At 63.8% G+C, this 23,845-nt stretch carries 21 protein-coding genes; 7 read left to right on the top strand and 14 right to left on the bottom strand.

Features of this window, described 5'->3' with window-relative positions; translation table 11 throughout:
- Window positions 1-38 precede the first annotated feature (38 nt).
- Window positions 39-1,283, top strand: coding sequence for a putative porin (locus ACK3BK_RS07515; RefSeq protein ID WP_186666879.1), 1,245 nt, complete (start codon window positions 39-41; stop codon window positions 1,281-1,283).
- 92 nt (window positions 1,284-1,375) lie between these two features.
- Here the strand turns inward: ACK3BK_RS07515 and ACK3BK_RS07510 are convergent, their stop codons facing one another.
- A complete protein-coding gene (locus ACK3BK_RS07510; protein WP_186711840.1) occupies window positions 1,376-2,497 on the bottom strand; it encodes a beta-ketoacyl-ACP synthase III in 1,122 nt (373 codons plus the stop codon).
- A gap of 211 nt (window positions 2,498-2,708) precedes the next feature.
- Window positions 2,709-6,614 (bottom strand): ATP-dependent RNA helicase HrpA, encoded by a 3,906-nt coding sequence (hrpA, locus tag ACK3BK_RS07505; RefSeq protein WP_411384022.1) that lies wholly within the window; start codon window positions 6,612-6,614, stop codon window positions 2,709-2,711.
- Window positions 6,615-7,521: 907 nt separating this feature from the next.
- On the opposite strand from hrpA, the gene ACK3BK_RS07500 reads away from it, so the two are divergent.
- Together ACK3BK_RS07500 and ACK3BK_RS07495 are read left to right on the top strand one after the other, a co-directional pair.
- Window positions 7,522-8,886, top strand: a complete 1,365-nt coding sequence (locus tag ACK3BK_RS07500; RefSeq protein WP_411384021.1) for a glutamine synthetase family protein — start codon at window positions 7,522-7,524, stop codon at window positions 8,884-8,886.
- A 31-nt stretch (window positions 8,887-8,917) separates the two neighbouring features.
- On the top strand, window positions 8,918-10,225 hold the full coding sequence (locus ACK3BK_RS07495; protein ID WP_411384020.1) for an NAD(P)/FAD-dependent oxidoreductase: 1,308 nt from the start codon (window positions 8,918-8,920) through the stop codon (window positions 10,223-10,225).
- 42 nt (window positions 10,226-10,267) lie between these two features.
- Here ACK3BK_RS07495 and fadD1 read toward each other — a convergent pair whose 3' ends face one another.
- Window positions 10,268-11,965, bottom strand: a complete 1,698-nt coding sequence (gene fadD1 / locus ACK3BK_RS07490; protein ID WP_411384019.1) for a long-chain-fatty-acid--CoA ligase FadD1 — start codon at window positions 11,963-11,965, stop codon at window positions 10,268-10,270.
- 461 nt (window positions 11,966-12,426) lie between these two features.
- Entirely contained in the window at window positions 12,427-14,115 is a 1,689-nt protein-coding gene (fadD2, locus tag ACK3BK_RS07485) for a long-chain-fatty-acid--CoA ligase FadD2 (RefSeq protein ID WP_411384018.1), read from the bottom strand.
- A 201-nt stretch (window positions 14,116-14,316) separates the two neighbouring features.
- Between fadD2 and ACK3BK_RS07480 the strand changes: the two genes are divergently transcribed.
- Both ACK3BK_RS07480 and ACK3BK_RS07475 read left to right on the top strand, forming a co-directional pair.
- Window positions 14,317-15,261, top strand: a complete 945-nt coding sequence (locus ACK3BK_RS07480; protein ID WP_411384017.1) for a lysophospholipase — start codon at window positions 14,317-14,319, stop codon at window positions 15,259-15,261.
- A 33-nt stretch (window positions 15,262-15,294) separates the two neighbouring features.
- Complete coding sequence (locus tag ACK3BK_RS07475) at window positions 15,295-15,765, top strand: MaoC family dehydratase (RefSeq protein ID WP_054893311.1); 471 nt, start codon at window positions 15,295-15,297, stop codon at window positions 15,763-15,765.
- 23 nt (window positions 15,766-15,788) lie between these two features.
- On the opposite strand, the gene ACK3BK_RS07470 is transcribed toward ACK3BK_RS07475, so the two are convergent.
- The 6 genes from ACK3BK_RS07470 to ACK3BK_RS07445 all read right to left on the bottom strand — a co-directional run bounded on the left by ACK3BK_RS07470 (window position 15,789) and on the right by ACK3BK_RS07445 (window position 19,631).
- Window positions 15,789-17,036 carry an RNA polymerase sigma factor gene (locus tag ACK3BK_RS07470; protein WP_411384016.1) on the bottom strand — a complete coding sequence of 416 codons (1,248 nt, stop codon included), beginning with the start codon at window positions 17,034-17,036 and terminating at the stop codon, window positions 15,789-15,791.
- Between the two features lie 42 nt (window positions 17,037-17,078).
- Window positions 17,079-17,423 (bottom strand): YciI family protein, encoded by a 345-nt coding sequence (locus ACK3BK_RS07465; RefSeq protein WP_063543704.1) that lies wholly within the window; start codon window positions 17,421-17,423, stop codon window positions 17,079-17,081.
- A 24-nt stretch (window positions 17,424-17,447) separates the two neighbouring features.
- Entirely contained in the window at window positions 17,448-17,873 is a 426-nt protein-coding gene (locus ACK3BK_RS07460; protein WP_411384015.1) for a YybH family protein, read from the bottom strand.
- Between the two features lie 149 nt (window positions 17,874-18,022).
- Window positions 18,023-18,355 carry a type II toxin-antitoxin system HicB family antitoxin gene (locus tag ACK3BK_RS07455; RefSeq protein WP_151924220.1) on the bottom strand — a complete coding sequence of 111 codons (333 nt, stop codon included), beginning with the start codon at window positions 18,353-18,355 and terminating at the stop codon, window positions 18,023-18,025.
- On the bottom strand, window positions 18,352-18,606 hold the full coding sequence (locus ACK3BK_RS07450) for a type II toxin-antitoxin system HicA family toxin (RefSeq protein WP_411384014.1): 255 nt from the start codon (window positions 18,604-18,606) through the stop codon (window positions 18,352-18,354). Before ACK3BK_RS07450 ends, ACK3BK_RS07455 begins: the two co-directional genes overlap by 4 nt.
- Before the next feature lie 71 nt (window positions 18,607-18,677).
- Window positions 18,678-19,631: a threonine dehydratase gene (locus ACK3BK_RS07445; protein ID WP_411384013.1), complete on the bottom strand. Its 954-nt coding sequence runs from the start codon at window positions 19,629-19,631 to the stop codon at window positions 18,678-18,680.
- Window positions 19,632-19,706: 75 nt separating this feature from the next.
- Here ACK3BK_RS07445 and ACK3BK_RS07440 point away from each other — a divergent pair, with 75 nt between their 5' ends.
- Window positions 19,707-21,077, top strand: a complete 1,371-nt coding sequence (locus ACK3BK_RS07440; protein ID WP_411384012.1) for a PLP-dependent aminotransferase family protein — start codon at window positions 19,707-19,709, stop codon at window positions 21,075-21,077.
- Between the two features lie 3 nt (window positions 21,078-21,080).
- Here ACK3BK_RS07440 and ACK3BK_RS07435 read toward each other — a convergent pair whose 3' ends face one another.
- Complete coding sequence (locus ACK3BK_RS07435) at window positions 21,081-21,335, bottom strand: DUF2790 domain-containing protein (RefSeq protein WP_411384011.1); 255 nt, start codon at window positions 21,333-21,335, stop codon at window positions 21,081-21,083.
- Between the two features lie 221 nt (window positions 21,336-21,556).
- On the opposite strand from ACK3BK_RS07435, the gene ACK3BK_RS07430 reads away from it, so the two are divergent.
- Window positions 21,557-22,006, top strand: coding sequence for a GNAT family N-acetyltransferase (locus tag ACK3BK_RS07430; RefSeq protein ID WP_186666892.1), 450 nt, complete (start codon window positions 21,557-21,559; stop codon window positions 22,004-22,006).
- Here ACK3BK_RS07430 and def read toward each other — a convergent pair.
- From def to ACK3BK_RS07415, 3 genes are all read right to left on the bottom strand, one after another.
- The gene (gene def / locus ACK3BK_RS07425) at window positions 21,961-22,497 is read right to left on the bottom strand and encodes a peptide deformylase (protein ID WP_186666893.1); all 537 of its coding nucleotides are present in this window, start codon (window positions 22,495-22,497) and stop codon (window positions 21,961-21,963) included. The genes ACK3BK_RS07430 and def overlap by 46 nt on opposite strands.
- A complete protein-coding gene (locus ACK3BK_RS07420; RefSeq protein WP_411384010.1) occupies window positions 22,497-23,453 on the bottom strand; it encodes a YihY/virulence factor BrkB family protein in 957 nt (318 codons plus the stop codon). Before ACK3BK_RS07420 ends, def begins: the two co-directional genes overlap by 1 nt.
- A gap of 186 nt (window positions 23,454-23,639) precedes the next feature.
- Window positions 23,640-23,819, bottom strand: coding sequence for a CsbD family protein (locus tag ACK3BK_RS07415; RefSeq protein WP_186711549.1), 180 nt, complete (start codon window positions 23,817-23,819; stop codon window positions 23,640-23,642).
- Window positions 23,820-23,845: the final 26 nt, after the last annotated feature.

The raw sequence follows: 23,845 nt of genomic DNA, 5'->3' as shown, positions 1-23,845 counted from the left end.
CACAAGCCTCCCCACACTTTTCCAATAGGGAGAACCTTATGCGTCTTGTTTCTACACTTACCGGAGTTAGCCTCACCGGCATGATGCTGGCCCTGAGCGCCCCGGCCAGTGCTGCAGTCGACGCCAAGCTGCTCGAAATGCTCCGCGCCAACGGCTCGATCAACCAGGCGCAGTACAGCGAACTGCAGGCCGATCTGGCAAAAGAAACCAAGGAAAAGGCCGACCAGAAGGCACAGTCCGAGCGCCTGAGCTCCTTCGAACAGAAAGTGGCATGGGCCGCCAAGACCCAGATCAAGGGTGACGTGCGCCTGCGTTACGAAGACGTCAACGTCGACAACCCACGCAGCGGCAGCGGCAACCAGGACCGCGAACGCGTCCGTGCCCGCGTCGGCTTCTACAGCGAAATCAACCCGCAGGTTGACGCTGGCGTGCGTATCGCCACCGGCAGCAGCGCCGATGGCCGCTCGACCAACCAGAGTCTGGACAACTACTTCGAGAAGAAATCGCTGTGGGTCGACCTGGCCTACCTCGACTGGCACCCGACCGCCATCCCGAACCTGCACCTGATCGGCGGCAAGATGCAGCAGCCTTGGGTGAGCATGGGCGACATCATCTGGGATAGTGACCTGAACCCGGAAGGTGTGGCTGTTACCTACAAGACCAACCTGGGCGGCGCCGAGCTGTTCGGCAGCGCCGGTCAGTACACCCTCAAGGACAACGTCGACGGCGACGGCGTGCAGTTCAAGCACGACGCCCAGCTGTACCACGGCCAGTTGGGTGCCCGCTTCGCACCGGCTGACACCCTCAAGGTCACCGTTGGCGGCAGCATCTACGGCTACGACAACGACAAGGAATCTGCCGCCCTGCGTCAGTTCGGCAACACCACCAACGAATTCAACCTGGTGGAAGGCTTCGGTCAGATCGACTTCACCGGCTTCGCCATCCCGCTGGCAGCCTACGGTCAGTACGTGAAGAACACCGAAAGCACCGACGGCGAAGACAAGGCCTGGCTGGCTGGTGTGAAGACCAAGCTCGGCGCCTGGAGCCTGGACTACAACTACCGCGACGTGCAGCGCAACGCTGTGGTCAGCGCCTTCACCGACTCCGACTTCGGTAACGGCTTCACCGGTAACCGTGGTCACAAGTTCAAGGTCGGTTACGAAATCGACAAGAACTTCGCTGTCGGCGCGGCTTACCTGATGGCCAAGACCGACCGTTCGCAGCTGCCGAACACCGACGCGGACGTCGACACCCTGCAGGTCGACCTGGAAGCCAAGTTCTAAAAGAACGCTCCCCTGCGTAGCTCAGCGGGAAGTGCCGACCCCATCCGGCGCTTCCCGCTTTTTTTCGTCTGCTGAAAAGGCCGCCGCCGTTATCAGCGCTTGCGCAGAATCACACTGCCAATCGAATACCCCGCCCCGAACGAACTCAGCACCGCCAGCGAACCCTCGGCCAGGTCATCCTGGTACAGGTGGAAGGCAATCACCGAGCCGGCCGAACTGGTATTGGCATAACGGTCGAGAATCACCGGTGCCTCCTGCTCGCTCACCTCACGCCCCAGCAGTTTCTTGACGATCAGGTGGTTCATGCTCAGGTTGGCCTGGTGCAGCCAGAAGCGCTTGACGTCGGACGGCTGCAGGTCGTTCTCGGCCAGGTGCTTGCCGATCAACTCGGCGACCATCGGGCAGACTTCCTTGAACACCTTGCGCCCTTCCTGCACGAACAGTTTGTCGCGGGTGCCTTCACCCTCCTCCGCCGCACGGTTGAGGAAGCCGAAGTTGTTGCGGATGTTGTTGGAGAACGAGGTCAGCAGCTTGGTGCTGACGATGTCGAACTGATGCTTCGAGGTGGCCTTGTCGGCGCGCTCGAGCAACACGGCAGTAGCGGCATCACCAAAGATAAAGTGGCTGTCGCGGTCACGGAAGTTCAGGTGCCCGGTGCAGATCTCCGGGTTGACCATCAGGATCGCCCGGGCCTGGCCGAGCTGGATGCTGTTGGCGGCGTTCTGGATGCCGAAGGTGGCCGAGGAGCAGGCCACGTTCATGTCGAAGCCGAAGCCCTGGATACCCAAGGCCTGCTGCACTTCGATGGCAATCGCAGGATAGGCGCGCTGCAGGTTGGAACAGGCGACGATCACCCCGTCGACGTCGGCAGCGGTACGACCGGCACGCTCCAGTGCCTGGCGGGCGGCGGCCACGGCCATTTCGCAAAGAATGGAGTACTCGTCGTTGGAGCGCTCCGGCAGGCGTGGCTTCATGCGCTGCGGGTCGAGGATGCCGGCCTTGTCCATGACGAAGCGGCTCTTGATGCCCGACGCCTTTTCGATGAACGCCGCGTCGGACAGCGGCGCCGGCTCGACCTCGCCACGCTCGATGGCGGCGGCGTTGTCTGCGTTGAACTGTTGCGACCAGGTGTTGAAGGATTCCACCAGTTCTTCGTTGGAGATGCTCTGGGCCGGGGTATACAGGCCGGTGCCGCTGATCACGACGTTATGCACGGTCGTTCCTCTGGTCTGTGGCCTGCGCCTGTCGGGCGTTGGCCGGGATGGGCTGTGATTAATGGCACTTTAGTGCCAACTTGAGATCGTCAGCGAGGGCTGCGCCCTCGATCGCGGGGCAAGCCCGCTCCCACAAAGTGAGAGCGCGGTTGTCATGCGATGGGCCGCAACGCGGCCCAAATTGCACCAATATTGCCACAATTCAGGGAATTTAGGCTTCCACCAAACTCCACTGCTTGCTTAATCGCTTATCGGAAACCGCCACTTTCGTCCCCAACTGCTGCGCGAACAGCGACACCCGGTACTCCTCCAGCAACCAGCGATACAGAGTCAGCTCGGCGTCACGCTTGCCCTCCTGGGCATGCTTGTCGGCGCGGGTCTTGTACTGTGTCCACAGGTTGCCCAGCTCGCCGCTCCAGACCCGGTCCTTCTGCACCTGCGAGCCCAGCTTCTCCAGACGTAGCTCGATGGCCTTCAGATAGCGCGGCAGTTCCTTGAACCACTGCGCCGGCGTCTCGCGCACGAAGCCTGGGTAGACCAGGTTGCCCAGTTGCTGCTTGATATCGTTCAGCGCCACGGCCTGGCTCAGGTCGATCTTGCCCTTGAAGCGCTTCTGCAGGCCATGCCACAGCTTGAGCACTTCCAGGGTCTGGCGTGCCAGCCGCTCGGCATGCTCGGCCCAGTCGCCACGCTTGCGTTCGGCGAGCGAGGCCAGTGCGGCGCCGTCGCGCGGCAGTGGCGTCTCGCCTTCGAGCACACAGCTGTCGAGGCTGGCCAGCAGGATGTCCTCGACCAGCGACTCGACACGGCCCAACTCGCGGTACAACAGCCCCAGCTCGGTCAGCCCCGGCAACTTGCCGCGCAGGAACTTGGCAGGCTCGGCCAGCTGTTGCAGCAACAAGCGCTGCAGCGCGCGGCGGTGCTGGAATTCGGCTTCGGCCTGGGTCGAGAAACGCCCCTCGCGCACCGCGCCGTTGTCTTCCACCAGTGCCGGGTAGACCGTCAGCGACAGGCCGGCAATCTTCTGCTGGGCAGTCTGCGCCACCTGGGCGAAGGCCTTGGCCTGCACCGGCTGTTCGGTCTTCTCGCTACGTGGCAACGCCAGGGCGGCCTGGCTGGCGGCGGCGAAACGCGCGGTCAGCTCAGCCAGGTCGCGGCCTTCGCCGAGGAACTTGCCCTGGCCGTCGACCACCTCGATGTTCATGCGCAGGTGCCCTTCGACCTGGCCGGCCGATTCGGCCCACGCCTCGTCGGACACCCGCGCCCCGGTCATGCGCAACAGCTCCTGGCCCAGGGCCTGCGGCAAGGCACCTTGGCCGAAGCTCATGCGCGACAATGCCGCCTTGACGAAGTCCGGCACCGGCACGAAGTTCTTGCGCAAGGCCTTGGGCAGGTTGCGCACCAGGGCCACGCACTTGGCCTCCAGCAACCCCGGCACCAACCACTCCAGGCGTTCGCCCGGCAGGTTCGGCAGCAGGGGCGCAGGCACCCGCACGGTGACACCGTCACGCGGGTGATTGGGTTCGAAGTGATAGCTCAGCGGCAGGCGCAGGTCGCCCACCTGCAGGTGGTCCGGGTACTGCGCGGCGGTGACTTCGCTGGCCTCACGGGCGAGCACGTCCTCTTCGCGCATGATCAGCAGGTTGGCGTCCTTCTGGCTGTTCATCCGGTACCAGCTGTCGAAGGTCGCGGTCTGGTGGATCTCTTCGGGCAGGCGCGCCTCGTAGAACGCGTACAGTGTCTCTTCGTCGGCCAGGATGTCACGACGGCGGGCCTTGGCTTCCAGCTCGTCGAGCTGCTCGAGCAGGCGCTTGTTGGCCGACAGGCACTTGGCCCTGGACTGGATCTCGCCACCGACCAGCCCCTCGCGGATGAACAGCTCGCGCGAGGTCACCGGATCGATCGGACCGAAGTGCACCGGGCGACGACCGACCAGGATCAAGCCATAAAGCGTGATCTGCTCATAGGCAACCACCTGACCGCGCTTCTTCTCCCAGTGCGGCTCGAAATGGTTCTTCTTGATCAGATGCCCGGCCAGCGGCTCGATCCAGTCCGGCTCGATCTTGGCGACCATGCGCGCATACAGCTTGGTGGTTTCCACCAGCTCGGCGGCCATCACCCACTGCGGGCGCTTGCGGCCGATGCCGGACGAGGGGTGCACCCAGAAGCGCCGCTGACGCGCGCCCTGGTAATCACCCTCTTCGGTCTTGTGGCCGATCTGGCTGAGCAGACCACTGAGGATCGCCTTGTGCATCCGCTGGTAGTCGGAGGCTTCCTTGTTCACCGCCAACTGCAGGTCGCGGCAGATCAGCGACAGCTGGCGGTGCGCATCACGCCACTCGCGCAGGCGCAGGTAGTTGAGGAACTGCTTGCGGCACCAGTTGCGCAGCGGGTTGGCGGTCAACGCCTGGCGCTGTTCCTCGAAGCCGCGCCAAAGGTTGACCAGCGCGGCGAAGTCCGAATCGACATCTTTCCACTGCGCGTGCGCCTGGTCAGCGGCCTGCTGGCGCTCTGGCGGTCGCTCGCGCGGGTCCTGCACCGACAGCGCACTGGCGACGATCAGCACTTCCTGCAGGCTGCCCTGGCGGGCACCTTCGAGCAGCATGCGGCCCAGCCGCGGGTCGATCGGCAGACGCGCCAACTGGCGGCCCAGCGGCGTGAGCTGGTTCTCGCGGTTGACCGCCGAGAGCTCCTGCAACAGGTTGAAGCCGTCGCTGATAGCCTTGCCATCCGGCGGCTCGATGAACGGAAACGCGTCGATCTCGCCCAGGCGCAGGTGCAGCATCTGCAGGATCACCGCCGCCAGGTTGGTGCGCAGGATCTCAGGGTCGGTGAAGGCCGGGCGGCCGTTGAAATCATCCTCGCTGTAGAGACGGATGCAGATCCCCGGCTCGACCCGCCCGCAACGGCCTTTACGCTGGTTGGCGCTGGCCTGCGACACCGCCTCGATGGGCAGGCGCTGGACCTTGGCGCGGTAGCTGTAGCGGCTGATGCGCGCGGTGCCGCTGTCGATCACGTAGCGGATGCCCGGCACGGTCAGCGAGGTTTCGGCGACGTTGGTCGCCAGTACCACGCGCCGGCCACTGTGGGACTGGAAGATCTTCTGCTGCTCGGCCGGGGTCAGGCGCGCGTACAGCGGCAGGATTTCGGTGTGGCGCAGTTGTGCCTTGCGCAGGATTTCGGCGGCATCGCGAATCTCGCGCTCGCCGGGCAGGAACACCAGCACATCGCCCGGGCCCTTGCCCTGGCTGCGCTCGTGCTGGGCGATTTCATCCAGCGTGGCGAGGATCGCCTGATCGACGGTGAGGTCATCCTCGACTTGGTTACCCTCCTCGTCCTGCTCGCTGGTCAGCGGGCGGTACCAGGTGTCCACCGGGTAGGTGCGGCCGGACACCTCGATGATCGGCGCGCCATCGAAGTGCTTGGAGAAGCGCTCCAGGTCGATGGTCGCCGAGGTGATGATCAGCTTGAGGTCAGGGCGCCGGTGCAGCAGGGTCTTGAGGTAGCCGAGCAGGAAGTCGATGTTCAGGCTGCGCTCGTGGGCTTCGTCGACGATGATCGTGTCGTAGCGCTCGAGGAAGCGGTCGTGCTGGGTTTCGGCCAGCAGGATACCGTCGGTCATCAGCTTGACCAGGGTGTTCGAGTCGCTCTGGTCCTCGAAACGCACCTGGTAACCGACCAGCGCCCCAAGCGGTGTGCCGAGCTCCTCGGCAACCCGCGCCGCCACACTGCGCGCGGCGATCCGGCGTGGCTGGGTATGGGCGATCAGGCCATGACTGCCGCGGCCCAGTTCCAGGCAGATCTTCGGCAACTGGGTGGTCTTGCCCGAGCCGGTTTCGCCGGCGATCACCAGCACCTGGTGCTCTGCCAGGGCCTTCTTGATCTCGTCGCGCTTGGCGGCGATGGGCAGGTTGTCGTCGTAGCGGATGCTCGGCACGCTCTGCTGGCGCGCGGTGACCTGGGCACAGGACGCCTGGACCTTCTCCACCCACTGCGCCAGCTTGCCCTCGTCGGGGCGCTTGCGCAGCTCGTGCAGTTGCCGCCGCAGGCGATGGCGGTCGGCGATCATGGCGTGGTCGAGGTTTTGCAGCAGTTTGTCGATGGCGTGGTCAGTCATGGGGCTTTCTGATGATGCAGGTGAGCCTGCTTTTGCATGATCGGCATTCTTGAGGATGCGCGATTGTCGCAGATTTGGCGGTTCTCTGCTGCCTGTACCGGCCTCTTCGCGGGCGAGCCCGCTCCCACAGGGACTGAGCTGGCTGTCAGATTTTGAACAAGACGGTTACTCCTACGCGACCGCGCGCGCCGGCAATTTCCGATCAGCCCCGATCCCGTTCGAAATACCGCGAACGCTTGAACAGCAGTCGTGTGCCAGCCATCGTGAAAAAGACGGTCCAGACCAAACCGTCGAGCAATAGGTTTTCGTGCTCACCCAGTTTCGTGCAACTCGTAATCGCTGCTGCCATGAAAACCAGATACATGAACACTCGGAGCCTGCTAGACCGGAATAGCCAGTCGACGCCTACCGCGAGAATGCAGATGAAGCCAATTGCAAAGACGTCAGCCATCACTACCCCGGATTAAATGATCAGCATCAGGCTGCTGGACTGTGGACCCCTATCCATTACGGTCTGAACATCTCGCAGGACTACTCCGAAACCCCATCACCAAGCGGCGCAAATGTTTAGCCAACTGCGGAGTGAACGTCGCCATTCACTGCTTGAATCAACCTTACCCACCATGTGAGTATCCAGGGCATGATTCCCGACCCGATCACCGCGCCCCCGCTGTCACGCCCTTCGCTGCCGAAGGTCAGCGCCCGCGCTGGTGAAAATCCGCTGGTCCACGTCATCCTCGCCTTCTGGGCCCTGTGGCACTGCCGCCATGCTCGCCCGCCGGATACCTCGCTCGCTGTCCATTGACGCCTACCGCAGCCCTGCGGCTGCCTGAATCCATCCGACACACCGCGTCAACCCGCGGTGGTCTTGTGCGCCCCTGAACGACAGGGGCGCGAGCAAGCCTCCATGCACTTTGCCAACCCCGAGCAAGCCCGCGGCTTTCTGGCCGAAAACCCCGATATCGACCTGATCGAACTGTTCATCCTCGACGCCAACGGCGTGCCGCGCGGCAAGCTGCTGCACCGTGACGAGCTGATGGCGGTGTATGAAAGCGGCCGGCCGCTGCCCAGCACCATCCTTGGCCTGACCCTCAATGGCGACGATGTGGAAAACTCGGGCCTGGTCTGGGATGTCGGCGACATCGACTGTCGCGCCTATCCCCTGGATGGCAGCCTGGTGCGCCTGCCCTGGCGCCGGGTGCCGACCGCCGCGGTGCAGGTCAGCATGCACCCCAGCGAAGGCCTGCCCGCCAGCATTGCCGACCCACGCCATGTCCTGCTGCGCACCATCGAGGCCCTGAAGGCCGACGGTTATCACCCGGTGATGGCCTGCGAGCTGGAGTTCTACCTGCTCGACCAGCAGCGCGATGCCCAGGGCCGCCCGCAACCGGCGCTCGACAGCGACGGCGGCCGGCCACGCAGCACACAGGTCTACGGCCTGCGTGAACTGGAACAGATCGAACCCTTCCTCGCCGACCTGTATGCCGCCTGCAAGGCCCAGGGCATTCCGGCGCGCACGGCGATTTCCGAATACGCCCCCGGCCAGGTGGAAATTACCCTGGAGCACGGCGATGCCCTGGCGGCCATGGACCAGGCGGTGCGCTACAAGCGCCTGGTCAAGGGCGTGGCCCACGCCCATGGCATGCAGGCCTGCTTCATGGCCAAGCCCTTCGCGCAGATTGCCGGCACCGGCATGCACATGCACCTGAGCCTGGCTGACAGCGAAGGCCGCAACCTGTTCGCCAGCGAAGACCCGGCCGGCACGCCGCTGCTGCGCCAGGCCGTGGCCGGCATGCTGCGCCACCTGCGCGATTCGCTGCTGCTGTTCTGCCCCAACGCCAACTCGTTCCGCCGCTTCCAGGCCAACAGCTATGCGCCGCTGGCGCCGACCTGGGGTGTCGACAACCGCACCGTGAGCCTGCGCGTGCCCGGCGGCCCTGCCCCCAGCCGACACATCGAGCACCGTATCTGCGGCGCCGATGCCAACCCTTATCTGGCTGCCGCGGCCATTCTCGCCGCCACGCACCAAGGCATTCGCGAACAACTGGACCCCGGCGCTCCGGTCGAGGGCAACGGCTATGCCCAGGCCACCGAGCACCTGCCCACCGACTGGCTCACTGCCCTCGATGCACTGGAGCACTCGGTTTGGGCTCGCGAAGCGCTGGGCGATGCGTTCCTCGGCGTATACCTGAAGGTCAAACGCGCCGAATACCGCCAGTTCATGGCCGAAGTCAGCGAACAGGACTGGCGCTGGTACCTGCACCAGGCCTGAGCCCTACCCTATTCAGAACAAGGAACACCCCATGAACGCAGCACTGAACAACGGCCCGGCCCAGCGCGCACCGTCCTACTACAGCGCCACCCTTAATGATCAGACCGAGTACCCGACGCTCAAGGGCACCGAGCAGGTAGACGTGGCGATCATCGGTGGCGGCTTCACCGGTGTCGCCACCGCCGTGGAGCTGGCCGAGCGCGGCCTGAAGGTCGCCATCGTCGAGACCAATCGCATCGGCTGGGGCGCCAGCGGGCGCAATGGTGGCCAGGTGACTGGCAGCCTGTCCGGCGACGAGGCCATGCGCACGCAGATGCGTGACCGGCTCGGCAGCGAGGTGGATGATTTCATCTGGCACCTGCGCTGGCGCGGGCACCAGATCATCGAGCAACGCGTGGCGCGCTACGGCATCCAGTGCGATCTCAAGCGCGGCCACCTGCATGCCGCGATGAAGCCGTCGCATATGGAGGAACTGCGCGCCTTCGAAGCCGAGGCCCAGCGCCGTGGGATGGGCGACCAGGTGCAACTGCTCGACCGCCAAGGCATCTCGCGCCACCTGCAAAGCCCGCTGTATCTCGGGGCACTGAAGAACACGCGCAACCTGCACCTGCATCCGCTCAATCTGTGCCTGGGCGAGGCGCGGGCTGCGCACAGCCTCGGCGCGCTGATCTTCGAGAATTCAGAAGTGCTGGATATCGTCCACGGTCCGCGCCCGGCGGTGGTCACTGCCAACGGTCGGATCGAGGCGCGCCAGGTATTGCTGGCGGGCGATGTGTACCACAAGCTCGAACAGCGCCAGCTCAAGGGCAAGATCTTCCCGGCCATGGGCGGCATCGTGACCACCGCGCCCCTGGGCGAGCTGGCCGAGCAGATCAACCCCGAGGACCTGGCGGTGTACGACTGTCGCTTCGTCCTCGACTACTACCGCCTGACCGCCGACAAGCGCCTGCTGTTCGGCGGCGGCGCCAACTATTCGGGGCGTGATTCGCGGGACATCGAAGCCGAGCTGCGCCCCTGCATCGAGCGCACCTTCCCGGCGCTCAAGGGCGTGCCGATCGAATTCAAGTGGAGCTGCGCCATGGGCATCGTGGTCAACCGCATCCCGCAGCTGGGCAAGCTGTCGGACAACGTCTGGTACTGCCAGGGTTACTCCGGGCATGGCATCGCGACCAGCCACATCATGGGCGAGATCATGGCCGAGGCGTTGACCGGGACGCTGGAGAAGTTCGACACCTTTGCCGCGTGCAAGCACATCAAGGTGCCGATGGGGGATTTGCTGGGCAATCCGCTGCTGTCGGTGGGGATGTGGTACTACCAGATGCTGGAAAAGTTGCGCTGAAACCAAAACCGGCCCGTTCTTGCAGGAGCGGGCCGGTGTGAATCAGGCGATCTTCTTCAGCCCAAGCTTCTTCATTTCTTCGTCGCGCAGCTCACGACGCAGGATCTTGCCAACGTTGGTGGTCGGCAGGGCATCGCGGAACTCGATGAAGCGCGGCACCTTGTAGCCGGTGACGTTGGCACGCATGTGCTCCATCACCTGCTCCTTGGTCAGCGTGACACCCGGCTTGGCGACGATGAACATCTTGATCACCTCGCCCGACTTCTCGTCAGGCACGCCGATCGCGGCACATTGCAGCACGCCCGGCAGGGAAACCAGCACGTCTTCCAGCTCGTTGGGGTACACGTTGAAGCCCGAGACCAGGATCATGTCCTTCTTGCGGTCGACGATGCGCATGTAGCCGTCGGGCTGAATCACCGCGATGTCACCGGTCTTCAGCCAGCCTTCGCTGTCGAGGATCTCGGCGGTGGCGTCTTCGCGCTGCCAGTAGCCCTTCATCACCTGCGGGCCCTTGATGCACAACTCGCCGATCTCGCCCAGCGGCAGTTCCTGGCCGCTGTCGTCGATGACCTTGCACAGGGTGGACGGCACCGGAATGCCGATGGTGCCGATCTGGTTGGCTTCGGACGGGTTGACCGCCGCCACCGGGCTGGTCTCGGTCATGCCGTAGCCTTCGCAAATGGCGCAGCCGGTGACCGCCTTCCAGCGCTCGGCCACGCTCAGTTGCAGGGCCATGCCGCCAGAAAGCGTGACCTTCAGCGCCGAGAAGTCCAGGCTGCGGAAGGTTTCGTTGTTGCACAGGGCGACGAACAGGGTGTTCAGCCCGACGAAGCCGCTGAACTTCCACTTGCCCAGCTCCTTGACCATCGCCGGCAGGTCGCGCGGGTTGCTGATCAGCACGTTGTGGTTACCGATCAGCATCATCGCCATGCAATGGAAGGTGAACGCGTAGATGTGGTACAGCGGCAGCGGCGTGATGATGATCTCGGAGCCTTCCTGCAGGTTCGAGCCCATCAGCGCGCGGCACTGCAGCATGTTGGAGACCAGGTTGCGGTGGGTCAGCATCGCGCCCTTGGCCACACCCGTAGTGCCGCCGGTGTATTGCAGCACAGCCACGTCATTGGCTTGCGGGCTGGCCTCGATGACCGGCTGGCCACGGCCCTTGGCCAGTGCATCGTTGAAGCGCACGGCCTGGGGCAGGCTGTAGGCCGGCACCATCTTCTTCACATACTTGATGACGCTGTTGATCAGCACGCGCTTGAGCGGCGGCAGCAGGTCGGCCACTTCGGTAACGATGACGTGCTTGACCTGGGTCTTGGGCAGGACCTTCTCGACCAAGTGCGCCATGTTGGCCAGGCACACCACGGCCTTGGCACCGGAATCGGTGAACTGATGCTCCAGCTCACGCGCGGTATACAGCGGGTTGGTGTTGACCACGACCAGGCCGGCGCGCATGGCACCGAACACGGCGACGGGATATTGCAGTACATTGGGCAGTTGCACGGCGATGCGATCGCCGGGCTTGAGGTCGGTGTGCTGTTGCAGCCAGGCCGCGAAAGCGCCGGACAGGGTGTACAGCTCGCCGTAGGTAAGGGTCTTGCCGAGGTTGCTGAACGCCGGTTTGTCGGCGAAGCGCTGGCAGGATTGCTTCAGTACGGCCTGGATGTTGGGGAATTCGTCAGGATTGATTTCCGCCGTAATTCCGGCTGGGTATTTATCCTTCCAAAAATGTTCGATCATGGAAGCCCACTCCTTTAGCAACAGCGAATTCTTCACGCGTCGATGCGTTTATTATTGATATGAGATGAAGGGATTCATTGCAAACCGCATCATCTGAAAGCGCGCCGAGAGTAACAGCTTTGCCTGGGGTCGCCTAGAGGGCTTCGCAAGCCTCAAGAGTCACCAAAGTGACTCAATGAACTCTATGAGTCATTTCTAGAGTATTTAATCAAAATGTCGCATTGCGGTGCGTGCTGCAGCCGACTCGGTCGCTGTAGGAGCGGGCTTGTCCCGCGATCGGGCGCGAAGCGGCCGCAAGCCAGGCAGTCGAGATCGTCCTGATAAATCTCGGTGCCAGGTTCTACGGCCGCTTCGCGCCCGATCGCGGGACAAGTCGGCACGCCGAACCGCCGCTCCCACAGGGGATTGGGCTGGACTTTAAATTCTGAGCAAGACAATTGCTCCCACAGATGCGCTGGATTTCAGGCGATGTCGCGCAACTCCCGACGCAGGATCTTGCCTACCGGCGTCATGGGCAGTGAATCGCGCAGCACGATGTGCTTGGGCACCTTGTAGCCGGTGAAGTTGGCCTTGCAGAAGGTCTTGAGCTCCTCGACGCTGACACCGCCCGCCCGAGGAACCACGAACAGTTTTACCGCTTCGCCGGAGCGTTCGTCGGGCACGCCGATCACCGCGCAACTGGCCACCTGCGGGTGGCCCATGACCACGTCCTCGATCTCGTTGGGATACACGTTGAAGCCCGAGACGATGATCATGTCCTTCTTGCGATCGACGATGCGGGTGAAGCCGTCCGGGTCGATCACCGCGATGTCGCCGGTCTTGAACCAGCCGTCGGCATCCAGCGCCTGGGCTGTCGCCTCCGGCTGCTGCCAATAGCCCTTCATGACCTGCGGCCCCTTGATGCACAGCTCGCCGCGTTCGCCCAGCGGCATTTCGTTGCCGTCGTCATCGATGACCTTGAATGCAGTCCCGACCACCGGGATGCCCACCGTACCCAGCCGCGCCAGTTGCCCGTAGGGGTTGGTGCTGGCCACCGGGGAGGTTTCGGTCAGGCCGTAACCCTCGACGATGCGACAGCCAGTCAGGCTCTCCCAGCGCTCGGCGGTGGCCTTGACCAACGCCGTGCCGCCCGAGTTGGTGACCTTCAGCGCCGAGAAATCCAGCGACTTGAAGCCCGGGTTGTCCATCAACGCGACGAACAGGGTGTTCAGGCCCAGCAGCGCCGAGAAGCGCCACTTGCCCAGCTCCTTGATGAAGCCCGGAATGTCGCGCGGATTGGTGATCAGTACGTTGTGATTGCCCGTGACCATCATGCACATGCAGTTCGCTGTGAAGGCATAGATGTGATACAGCGGCAGCGGTGCGATCATCACCTCCTGCCCTTCCTTGATCAGCGGCTGGCCGTCGGGCCCGTGCTGGGCGAAGCAGGCCAGCACCTGCAGCATGTTGGCGACCAGGTTGCCGTGGGTGAGCATCGCGCCCTTGGCCAGCCCCGTGGTGCCGCCGGTGTATTGCAGCACGGCGACATCCTCGAGCGTCTGCACCACCGGCTTGTGCGTGAGCTCACGGCCCTCGCGCAGTACCTGCTTGAACGACACGGCCTGGGGCAGGCGGTAGGCCGGCACCATCTTCTTCAGCTTGTCGACCACCGTGTTGACCAGCCAGCCCTTGGCGGCGGGCAGCAGGTCGCCCATCTTCGCCTCGATCAGGTATTCGATGCCGGTATCGGGCAGCACCGTCTGCACCCGCTGGCCGAACATGTTCAGGTACACCAGCGCACGGGCGCCGGAGTCCTTGAACTGGTGGCGCATCTCGCGCTCGGTGTACAGCGGGTTGGTGTTGACCACGATCAACCCGGCGCGCATCGCACCGAAGACGGCGATGGGGTATTGCAGGACATTGGGCATCTGCACGGCGATGCGATCACCGGGCTTGAGGTCGGTGTGCTGTTGCAGCCAGGCCGCAAAGGCCGCCGAATGGCGCTCCAGTTCGGCGTAACTGAGGGTGACACCGAGGTTGCTGAACGCCGGCCGGTCGGCGAAGCGTTTGCAGGAACGCTCGAACACTTCGACGACGGATTTGTAAGCAATGATGTCTATGGTGGAAGGCACGCCCGCCGGGCGCTTGTCATTCCAGAAGTCGGCTTGCATTTATTGTTGTTCCTCAGCCTGAACCGTCCATGACCTGATTGCCCAGCGGCAAAAAGGCGTTGAGCCGACGTTAGCAGGTAAGTCGGAGGTGGCAAATACGCCAAGGGCTGCCATTAACATTGTGAATCTTATTTGTGCCCCTGCTGCAATCCTGGTCATTGTGCATACACTGAGCTCAATCCCGTGCACAAAGGATTTTCCATGCCCCACGACGCCTTCTGGCTACCCGCCAGCGAGCACTGCAGCCTGTACGTCCACCAGTGGCTGCCGCAGACGCCGGTCAAGGCCGTTGTGCTGCTGGCCCATGGCATGGCCGAGCACGCCGGGCGCTACCGGCGCCTGGGCCACGCGCTGAACGATGCCGGCTTTGCCCTGTTCGCCCCTGATCTGCGTGGCCACGGCCGCACCGCGGAGCTCGGTAGCCTCGGTCTGTTCGCCCATCAGCACGGCTGGAACACGGTGGTCAACGACCTGGGCCTGCTCAGCCAGCACATCGGCCAGCAGTTCCCCGGCACGCCGCTGTTCCTGTTCGGCCACAGCATGGGCAGCTACATCGCCCAGGCGTACCTGCTGCACCACAGTGGCAGCCTGCATGGGGCGGTGCTCAGCGGCTCGAACTTCCAGCCGCCTGCGCTCTATCGCGCAGCACGCCTGATCGCCCGCCTGGAGGCCTGGCGCCAGGGGGTGGAGGGCAAGAGCGCGCTGATCGACTGGCTGTCGTTCGGCTCGTTCAACAAGGCCTTCAAACCCAACCGCACGGCGTTCGACTGGCTCAGCCGCGACCCGGCCGAGGTCGACGCCTACATCGACGACCCGCTGTGCGGCTTTCGTTGCAGCAACCAGCTGTGGCTCGACCTGCTGCAAGGCCTGGCACAGATCAGCCAACCGCGCCATCTGGCGCAGATCGATCCGAACCTGCCGATGCTGGTGATCGGCGGCGAATGTGATCCGGTCAGCGCCGGCAAGCGTCTCACCCACCTGGCCAACGCCCTGCGCGCGACCGGCAATCGCCATGTACAATTGCGCGTCTACCCGCAGGCACGCCACGAAGTGCTCAACGAAACCAATCGCGACGAGGTCACCCGCGACATCATTGCCTGGCTGGAACAGGCACTGGCCCTTGGCCGCCCTGCCCGCAGCGAATGATGTGCACCGCCTCGTCCCTCCAAGGAAGCCCTGATGACCCAGGTCACCAACACGCCCTACGAAGCCCTCGAAGTCGGCCAGAAAGCCAGTTATGAAAAATCGGTGGAAGAACGCGACATCCAGCTGTTCGCCGCCATGTCCGGTGACCACAACCCGGTGCACCTGGACGCCGAGTTCGCGGCCAAGAGCATGTTCCGCGAGCGCATCGCCCACGGCATGTTCAGCGGTGCCCTGATCAGCGCCGCGGTCGCCTGCACCTTGCCAGGGCCCGGCACCATCTACCTGGGGCAGAAGATGAGCTTCCAGAAGCCGGTGAAGATTGGCGACACCCTGACCGTACGCCTGGAAATCCTCGAGAAGCTGCCCAAGTTCAAGGTGCGCATCGCCACCAACGTGTACAACCAGAACGACGAACTGGTAGTCGAGGGCGAGGCCGAGATCCTGGCGCCACGCAAGCAGCAGACAGTAGAGCTGGTATCGCCGCCGAACTTTGTCGCCGGCTGATCGAGCAGTATCCTGTCGCGGATCTACCCGCGACAGGGCTCCAACGCCCTCAGGCAGCGCTCGATATGCCGCCGCTCCGGCGCCTGTCGGGCCAGCGCCAGCGCCCTGCCCCACGCCTCCCGGGCCTGCTGCACATGCCCCAGCTGCCCATGTAGCTGAGCCCGCGCCGCATGGGCCAGATGGTAATCGAGCAACTCGCCGCGCCCCAGAATCGCCTCCACCACCGCCAGGCCCGTCGCCGGTCCGTCACGACTGGCCAGCGCCACTGCGCGGTTGAGTTCGATCACAGGTGACGGCCAGTGCCGCAGCAACACGTCATACAGGCCGACGATCTCTGCCCAGTCGGTGTCCTGGGCGCTGGCGGCCTCGGCATGCACCGCAGCGATCGCCGCCTGCACGCTGTATGGCCCGATATCACGGGTGCCCAGCGCATGACGCACGAGGGCGCAGCCTTCCTCGATCTGTGCCTTGTCCCACAGGCTGCGGTCCTGCTGGTCGAGCAGCACCAACTCGCCTTCGCCATCGGTGCGCGCCTGCTGGCGCGAGGCCTGCAACAGCATCAACGCCAGCAGGCCGAACACCTCTGGATCCGGCAGCAATTGCGCCAGCAGCCGCCCCAGGCGAATCGCCTCGTCACACAGGTCGCGCTGCACCAGGTCTTCCCCCGCCGACGCCGAATAGCCTTCGTTGAACACCAGGTAAATCACCCGCAACACACTTTCCAGGCGCTCGGCCAGTTCGCCCATGGCGGGCACCTGGTAGGGAATCCGTGCATCGCGAATCTTGGCCTTGGCCCGCACGATGCGCTGGGCGATGGTCGAGGGCGACTGCAGGAACGCACGGGCGATCTGCTCGGTGGTCAGATCGCACACCTCACGCAGGGTCAAAGGCACCTGGGCATCGGCGGACAACGCCGGGTGACAACAGGTGAAGATCAAGCGCAAGCGGTCGTCAGCGAGCAGTTCCTCCTCGCTCGGATCCTGCGACGGGTCTTGGAGCTGCATGATCAGCGCCGCCTGCGAACGATCGAAACGGGCGCGTCTGCGCAAGGCATCGATGGCCTTGAAGCGCCCGGCCGAGACCAGCCAGGCCCGGGGGTTATCCGGCATGCCGTCGCGCTGCCAACGCTCCACGGCAATGAAGAAGGCATCATGCAGGGCCTCCTCGGCCAGGTCGAAATCACCCAACAGGCGGATCAGGGTCGCCAGGATGCGCCGCGAGTCGCGCCGGTAGATAACCTCGACCTGGGTGCGCAGTTCATCACCCGTCATCGTGTTGCGGTCCGCGGCGTCATCTTGGCTGACCTCCCGTCATCAGGGTTGCAGTTCGCGCACCGGCCTCACTTCGACACTGCCGACCCGCGCCGCCGGAATGCCTTTGGCGATGTTCAGTGCCTCGTTGAGGTCACGGGCATCGACCAGGTAGAAGCCGGCCAGTTGCTCCTTGGTTTCGGCGAAGGGTCCGTCGGTCAGGCTCATCTTGCCAGCGCGCATGCGCACCGTAGTGGCGGTCTGCACCGGCTTCAGCGCCTCGGCCGCAAGCATCCGCCCGGAGCCGTGCAGCGACTCGGCGTAAGCCATGCACTCGGCGTCTTCGGGGCTGTCGGGCAGGCTGTGCAGCAGCCCCTCGTCACAATAGACCAGGCACAGGTATTTCATGATCGTCTCCAGGCGACAGGCGGTTCAGGGCTTGAGGTCGAAGCGAGCCTTCTGGGTTTCCATGTCGAACGGTGCCGACCAGTGCTCATGGATCACCTGCCAGCGCCCTGCACTACGACGATAGCCCACCGTGACGCGCATGAAGCCGCACTGGCTTTCATCGTCGGCCGGGCCGCAGCGGTTGAGCCAATGCGCCAGGGCCAGGTCGCCATCGGCCTGGACGCTCAGTTCGGCCACCTCGAAGACCATCGGGCCGGTGCAGAAGCCCATGCACATCTCCCAGTGCGCCTGGTAGGCGGCCTTGCCCTTGAATTGCAAGGCCTGGATGGCGTCGAAGGCAACGATATCGTCGGCATAGGGCGCGACGATGGCCGGCAGGTCGCGCTCGCGCACGGCCTGGATCCAGCCTTCGATGAGTTGACGGATTTCGGTTTCGGCGGCGGTGTTCATGGGGAAGCCTCCAGCAGGTCATCAGTGGGTGGCGCCGAGTGTTTGCGGCGCCTTCACTGATGGTCGACTGGGGATGGGAGGAATCGACAACGCTGGAAAACTTTTTGCGGTTTTCCGTTACCGGCCTGTGCCGACAGGCCTTCGCAGGTTCAAGCCCGCGCCGCCTGCTCGAACACTTCGTCGGCCCACTGGTTGAGACTCTTGCCTGCAGCTCGCGCTGCGACACTTGCGGCAGCGTGCACTTCAGGACGAATACGCAGCATCACTTTGCCGGAGGCCGGTTTTTCCGGGGCAATACCCTGTTCGGCACAATCCGCTAGGTAATCTTCCAAGGCTTGAGCGAAAGCCTCGTGTAACGCAGGCACCGAGCTTGCGTGAAAGCTGATGATGTCACGCATCCCCAGCACACGGCCGACGAACAGGTCGTCACGTTCGTCGTAATCGATACGGGCAACATAGCCCTTGTAGCGCATGCAACTCATATCCCAACTCCCGCCCGCAACAGGAACTCACGGGCTTCTTCTACCTGATACCGCTTGGCCTCTTTGCCCGGATGGGGCCGATGGCAGCGCCAGCAATGCTCGCCAAGCACCAGCTTGACCCTGGACCCTTGCCTTTCCAGCACCTGCCCACCCAAGTGCAGCACAAGCGCTTCAATATCGGAAAACACCAGGGACGCCGTGGTTGGCGTTCTGAAAATGGTTTCCAGGATCTTGCGGTATCGAGTGTTCATCGAAAAATGCTATCAAATTAAGATAGCACTATTTCCACCGAGAGTGATTCAGGATTTTTCGTTGCGCCCCTTTACCTCGCCAGCACCTGCGCATAACGCGCCCGGTCCACGTTGGCCCCGCTCAACACCACCGCAACCCTCCTGCCCTGCTGGCGTTCGCGCTCCTGCAACAGCGCGGCCAGCGCTGCGGCGCCCGCGCCTTCGGCGGTGTTGTGGGTGGTTTCGTGGTAGAGGCGCATGGCCTGGGCGATCTCGTCATCGCTCACCCGGACGATGCGCGCGGCATGCTCACGCACCAGGGCGAAAGCGTCCGGATGCGGCACGCGGCAGGCCATGCCGTCGGCAAAGGTATCGGCGGTGGCCGTGGTGACGATACGTCCCAGCTCGAAGCTCTGTGCGTAGGCATCTGCAGCGCTGGACACCACGCCAACGATCTCGGTCCTCAGCCCCAGCAGGTTGCGCGCCTGGATCAGCCCGCAGATGCCAGAACCCATACCAATCGGCACGTAGACGGTGTCGAGGTCCGACACGGCCTCGAACAGCTCCAGCGCATAGGTCGCCACGCCGCGCACCAGCTCCGGGTGGAACGAGGGCACCATCCGGTAGCCGCGCTGCTCGGCCAGCTGTGCGGCGTACTCACGGGCCACATCGAAATCGACACCGTGCTCGATCAGTTCGGCACCCAGCGCACGCATGGCGGCGTTCTTCTCTCGCGAGTTGCCTTCAGGCACCACGATCACCAGGGGCAAGCCTGCCTGGCGCGCCGCCAGGGCCATGCTCTGGCCATGATTGCCGCGAGTAGCGGTGACCAGCCCCGGGGGCACATCACCGCTGGCCAGCAGCGAACGCACATAAACCAGCCCGCCGCGCACCTTGAATGCGCCGGTCGGCGCATGGTTCTCATGCTTGACCCACAGTTGGCAGCCGGCCCGCTCGGCGAGCAACGGCCAGACGTGCTGCGGCGTCGCAGGCACATGCTGGTGAACGAAATCGGCGGCTTCGCGCAGGGCAGTGAGGTCGAACATGGCGATCATCCTTCATCGAGGGCAGTTGCGACGATCCTGAGCGCCGGGCATTGTATGGGTCAAACCTTATATTGCATGGGTAGCAATTTCGTGTGGACCCCGGAACTGATCGACGACGCCCAACCCCGCTACCTGGCACTGGTCGATGCCATCGCCGCCGCCATCGAACGCGGTGAACTCAAGGTAGGGGAACGTCTGCCGCCACAACGGCGCCTGGCCTGGAAGCTGGGGCTCAACCCAAGCACCACCCAGCAGGCTTACCGCGAAGCTGCAGCGCGACACCTGGTGGCCGGCGAAGTGGGACGCGGTACCTACGTATTGGCGGGTAGCAAGGAAGCAACGCTGTTTCGCCTCAAACAGCACGACCGGCATTCGTCGCTGATCGACCTGTCGACCAACGTGCCGGTGGCCGATCCGCACCCGCACGACCTGCAGCACAGCCTCCAGGCATTGCTGCAGGCGGACGACCTCAGCCTGCTCGATCACTACCTCGATCATGACCAGTTGCTGCTCGCTCGTCTGCATGGCGCACACTGGCTGGCCCAGCGCGGACTGGTGCTGGGCGCTGACGACCTGCTGCTGTGCGGCGGCGCCCAGCAAGGGCTGGCCTGTGTGCTGCAGTCGCTGTGCCAGCCCGGCGAGGCGGTCATGGTCGAAGCCCTGACCGCCCCCGGAATCAAGGCTGCCTGCCGCCAGTTGCGCCTGCCAGTGCATGGCGTGGCCCTGGATCACCAGGGGCTGCGCCCGGATGAGCTCGACCGGGTGACGCGGGCCAGTGGCGCCAGGGTGCTGGTGACCACGCCGACCCTGCACAATCCCACCGGGGCCTGCATGGACGACCGCCGTCGCAAGGCCATCGCCGAGGTGGTGAAGCGCCACGGCCTGCGGGTGATCGAAGATGATGTCTATGGCGCACTGAGCGAGCGGCCCCCCTTGTACCCCTTGCTCGACGGCCAGGGAATACTCGTCAGCAGCTTGTCCAAGACGGTCGCGGCGGGGCTGCGCCTGGGCTGGATCGCCGCACCGGCGTCAGTGCTGGAACACATCGACCCGCATGCCCGGGCCACGCACTGGCCGGTGTCACCGCTGAACCTGCGCATCGCCTGCCAATGGATCGCCAATGGCACAGCCGCGCGGCGGCTGGCTTGGCAACGGGAGGAAATCGGGGAACGCTGGCGCCTGGCGCGACGTCTGTTCGGTGAGGCGATGCGCGCTCAGGATGAGCCCTCGCCACATGTCTGGGTGACCACCCCAGGGCCTGCTGAAGCACTGGTAGGCGCGTGCCGGGCACGTGGGGTCGAAGTAGTACCAGCCAGTGTCTTCGCGGTGGGTGGCGATGAGGTCAGGGCCGTGCGCATCAGCCTGTCGGCCGCCACCAGCCGCGCGCAGCTCAAGCAGGGGCTGGAGGTCGTGCGCGCGGTACTTGGAGAGCTGGCAGGGAGATAGCACTCACCCCTGCTGGCAACCCTCGCCCATGGCTCGGTACTGAATGGTGTGCACCTGACCTTGATGATCCTCATAGGTCATGGTGGCCGGCACCACCTCGCAGACATCGGGGATGGTCGACAGATTGATCACCCGCTTGATATCCAGGTTCATCGAGTAATCGTACTGCACCGGGGGCTGGGTCTGGGCGGTCTTGGCCTCGTCCGCGAGGGCGAGCGAAGACATCCCGACCAATGCAAGAATGAGTAATGTTTTCATGAGTCTGTGGCCTTGAAAGCAATCACGTTGATCGATTGACTTCTTATGCCGTCACTGGCGCGGAGAAGTTGTCATCGTCGGCGATGACACGAAGCACCGATCCCGCATCGTCGTACTGCAGAAGGGATGAGTGAAATTCTACGCCCGCCACCGAATACTTGAACCCTGCAGTCGGATATTCACCCTTGCCAGATTTGCAACAATCTGCGACAAAGCCCCCCATGACCCTGCCCGAATTCCTCCCGCTCTGCCGCTCGCAGCGCCGCCTGCTCGACCACTTCTACCGCCAGCACGGCTCGCGCATGCGCGCCAGCGCAGAGGGGCAACTGTGGGTCGCGCGTAATCAGGTCATGGTGGGTGCATTGAACCTGACGCCCGTCGCCGATGGCCACTGGCTGACCGGCCTGTTCGTGGCGCCACAGTGGCGTGGCCAGGGTGTCGCTGCAGGGCTGGTAGGCGCAGCGCTGGCCGACAGCACAGGCCCGACCTGGCTGTTCTGCCACCCCGACCTGCAAAGCTTCTATGCGCGCCAGGCATTCACAACGGCGAGCGCCCTGCCCGCCGAACTGGCCTCGCGGCTGGCCCGCTACCAACGCAGCAAAGCGCTGGTAGCGATGGTGTGCGCTCAGTCGTCGGCAACGTCGAGCCCGGGAAACAGCACATCGGTATAGCCGAAGCGGGCAAAATCCTGGATGCGCGATGGGTAGAGCCGGCCGATGAGGTGATCGCACTCATGCTGCACCACCCGCGCATGAAAGCCATCGGCGAAGCGGTTGATCGGGGCACCCTGGGGGTCGAGGCCCTCATAGCGGATGTGCTTGTAGCGGGGCACGACACCGCGCAAGCCCGGCACTGACAGGCACCCTTCCCAACCGTCCTCGAGCTCGGTGGACATCGGGGTGATCAGCGGGTTGAGCAGGATGGTCTGCGGCACGGGCTCGGCGTCCGGATAGCGCTCGCTGCGCTCGAATCCGAAGATCACCAGCTGCAGGTCGATGCCGATCTGCGGCGCGGCCAGGCCGACGCCACCGACGTGGCGCATGGTCTCGAACATGTCGTCGATCAGTTGCTGCAGCTCTGGGCTGCCGATCATCTGCTCGGGCACAGGCGGTGCGATGCGCAGCAGGCGCTCATCGCCCATCTTGAGGATGTCACGGATCATCAGGGGTTCGGCTCACGGGTCTGGGGTTCGGCATGCGCGGGATGCTCATGGCCGAGCACAGTGATGGTCTCCTTCGGCTGCTCGCCGTCGAAATCCTTCTCGCCGGGGTTCTTGCCTTCAACCGACATGTGCTCGATCACCGCATTCATCTCGGCGCCCAGCAATAGCACGGCGGCGGAGATATAGAAATACAGCAAAAGCACGATGATCGCCCCGATGCTGCCGTACATGGCGTTGTAGTCGGCGAAGGTCTTGACGTAGTAGGCAAAGCCCAATGAGGCGATGATCCACACCACCACCGCCAGCACCGAGCCTGGGGTGATGAAGCGGAATTTCTGCTTCACGTCGGGCATCACGTAGTAGATCAACGCCACCGCCACCATCATCAGGATGATGATCGCCGGCCAACGCAGCACGGTCCAAATGGTGACGATCACCTCCTGCAGGCCGACCTGGGCGGCGATCCACTCCATCACCTGCGGCCCCAGCACCATGAGTGCGGCGGCGGCCAGCAGCATGCCAGCGATGCCGATGGTGTAGAAGATCGACAACGGGATGCGCTTCCACACCGGACGGCCCTCGGGCACATCGTAGGCGGCGTTCATGGCGCTCATCATCAGGCGCACACCGGCCGAGGCCGTCCACAGGGCGATGACGATACCCACCGAGAGCAATCCGCCCTTCGATTGCTGCAGTTGGTCGATCACCGGATTGACTTGTTCGAGTGCCTGGGGCGGCAGCACCAGTTCCGATTGCAGGCGCAACCAGGAGAAGAAGTCGGGCAGGTGCAGGAAACCGATCAGCGCGATCAGAAACAAAATGAAAGGGAACAGCGAGAACAGCATCTGGTAGGCCAGTGCCGAGGCATAGGTGGACATCTCGTCATCGAGGAATTCCTTGACGGTGCGCACCAGCACGCGGTGCAGAGGCAGGCCCTGCAGGGCGGGAAAAATCATAGCGTCTCCTTTCGCCGCTTGATCGTCGTGGTTGCAACTGTGCAGACAAGTCTAATAGACCACGCGCACCGCGTACTGCTCACTGGCGAAATCAGGAAAACGGCTACGGCGGACGTTGAGACAAAACGGTAAGGCCTCATGGGCGCAAAACGGCGCGCCCACAAGGCCCTGTGCATCAACCGCGGTTCAAGGCTTTTTCACCGCATCCTTGACCTTGCCCACCGCCTGCTGCCCTTCGCCCTTGAGTTCCTGGGCCTTGCCCTCGGCACGCAGCTTGTCGTTGTCGGTCACTTTACCGACGCCTTGCTTGATGTTGCCAACCGCTTCGTTGACCAGGCCCTTGACTTTGTCTTTAGTGCCGCTCATGGCGAATCTCCTGCAAAAAGAGACAC

This window comes from Pseudomonas sp. L7 (genome assembly GCF_046605565.1).
Taxonomy (GTDB): domain Bacteria; phylum Pseudomonadota; class Gammaproteobacteria; order Pseudomonadales; family Pseudomonadaceae; genus Aquipseudomonas; species Aquipseudomonas wayambapalatensis.
Note: the sequence above shows the minus strand (reverse complement) of the source record. Positions and strands in the feature narration are given on the sequence as shown.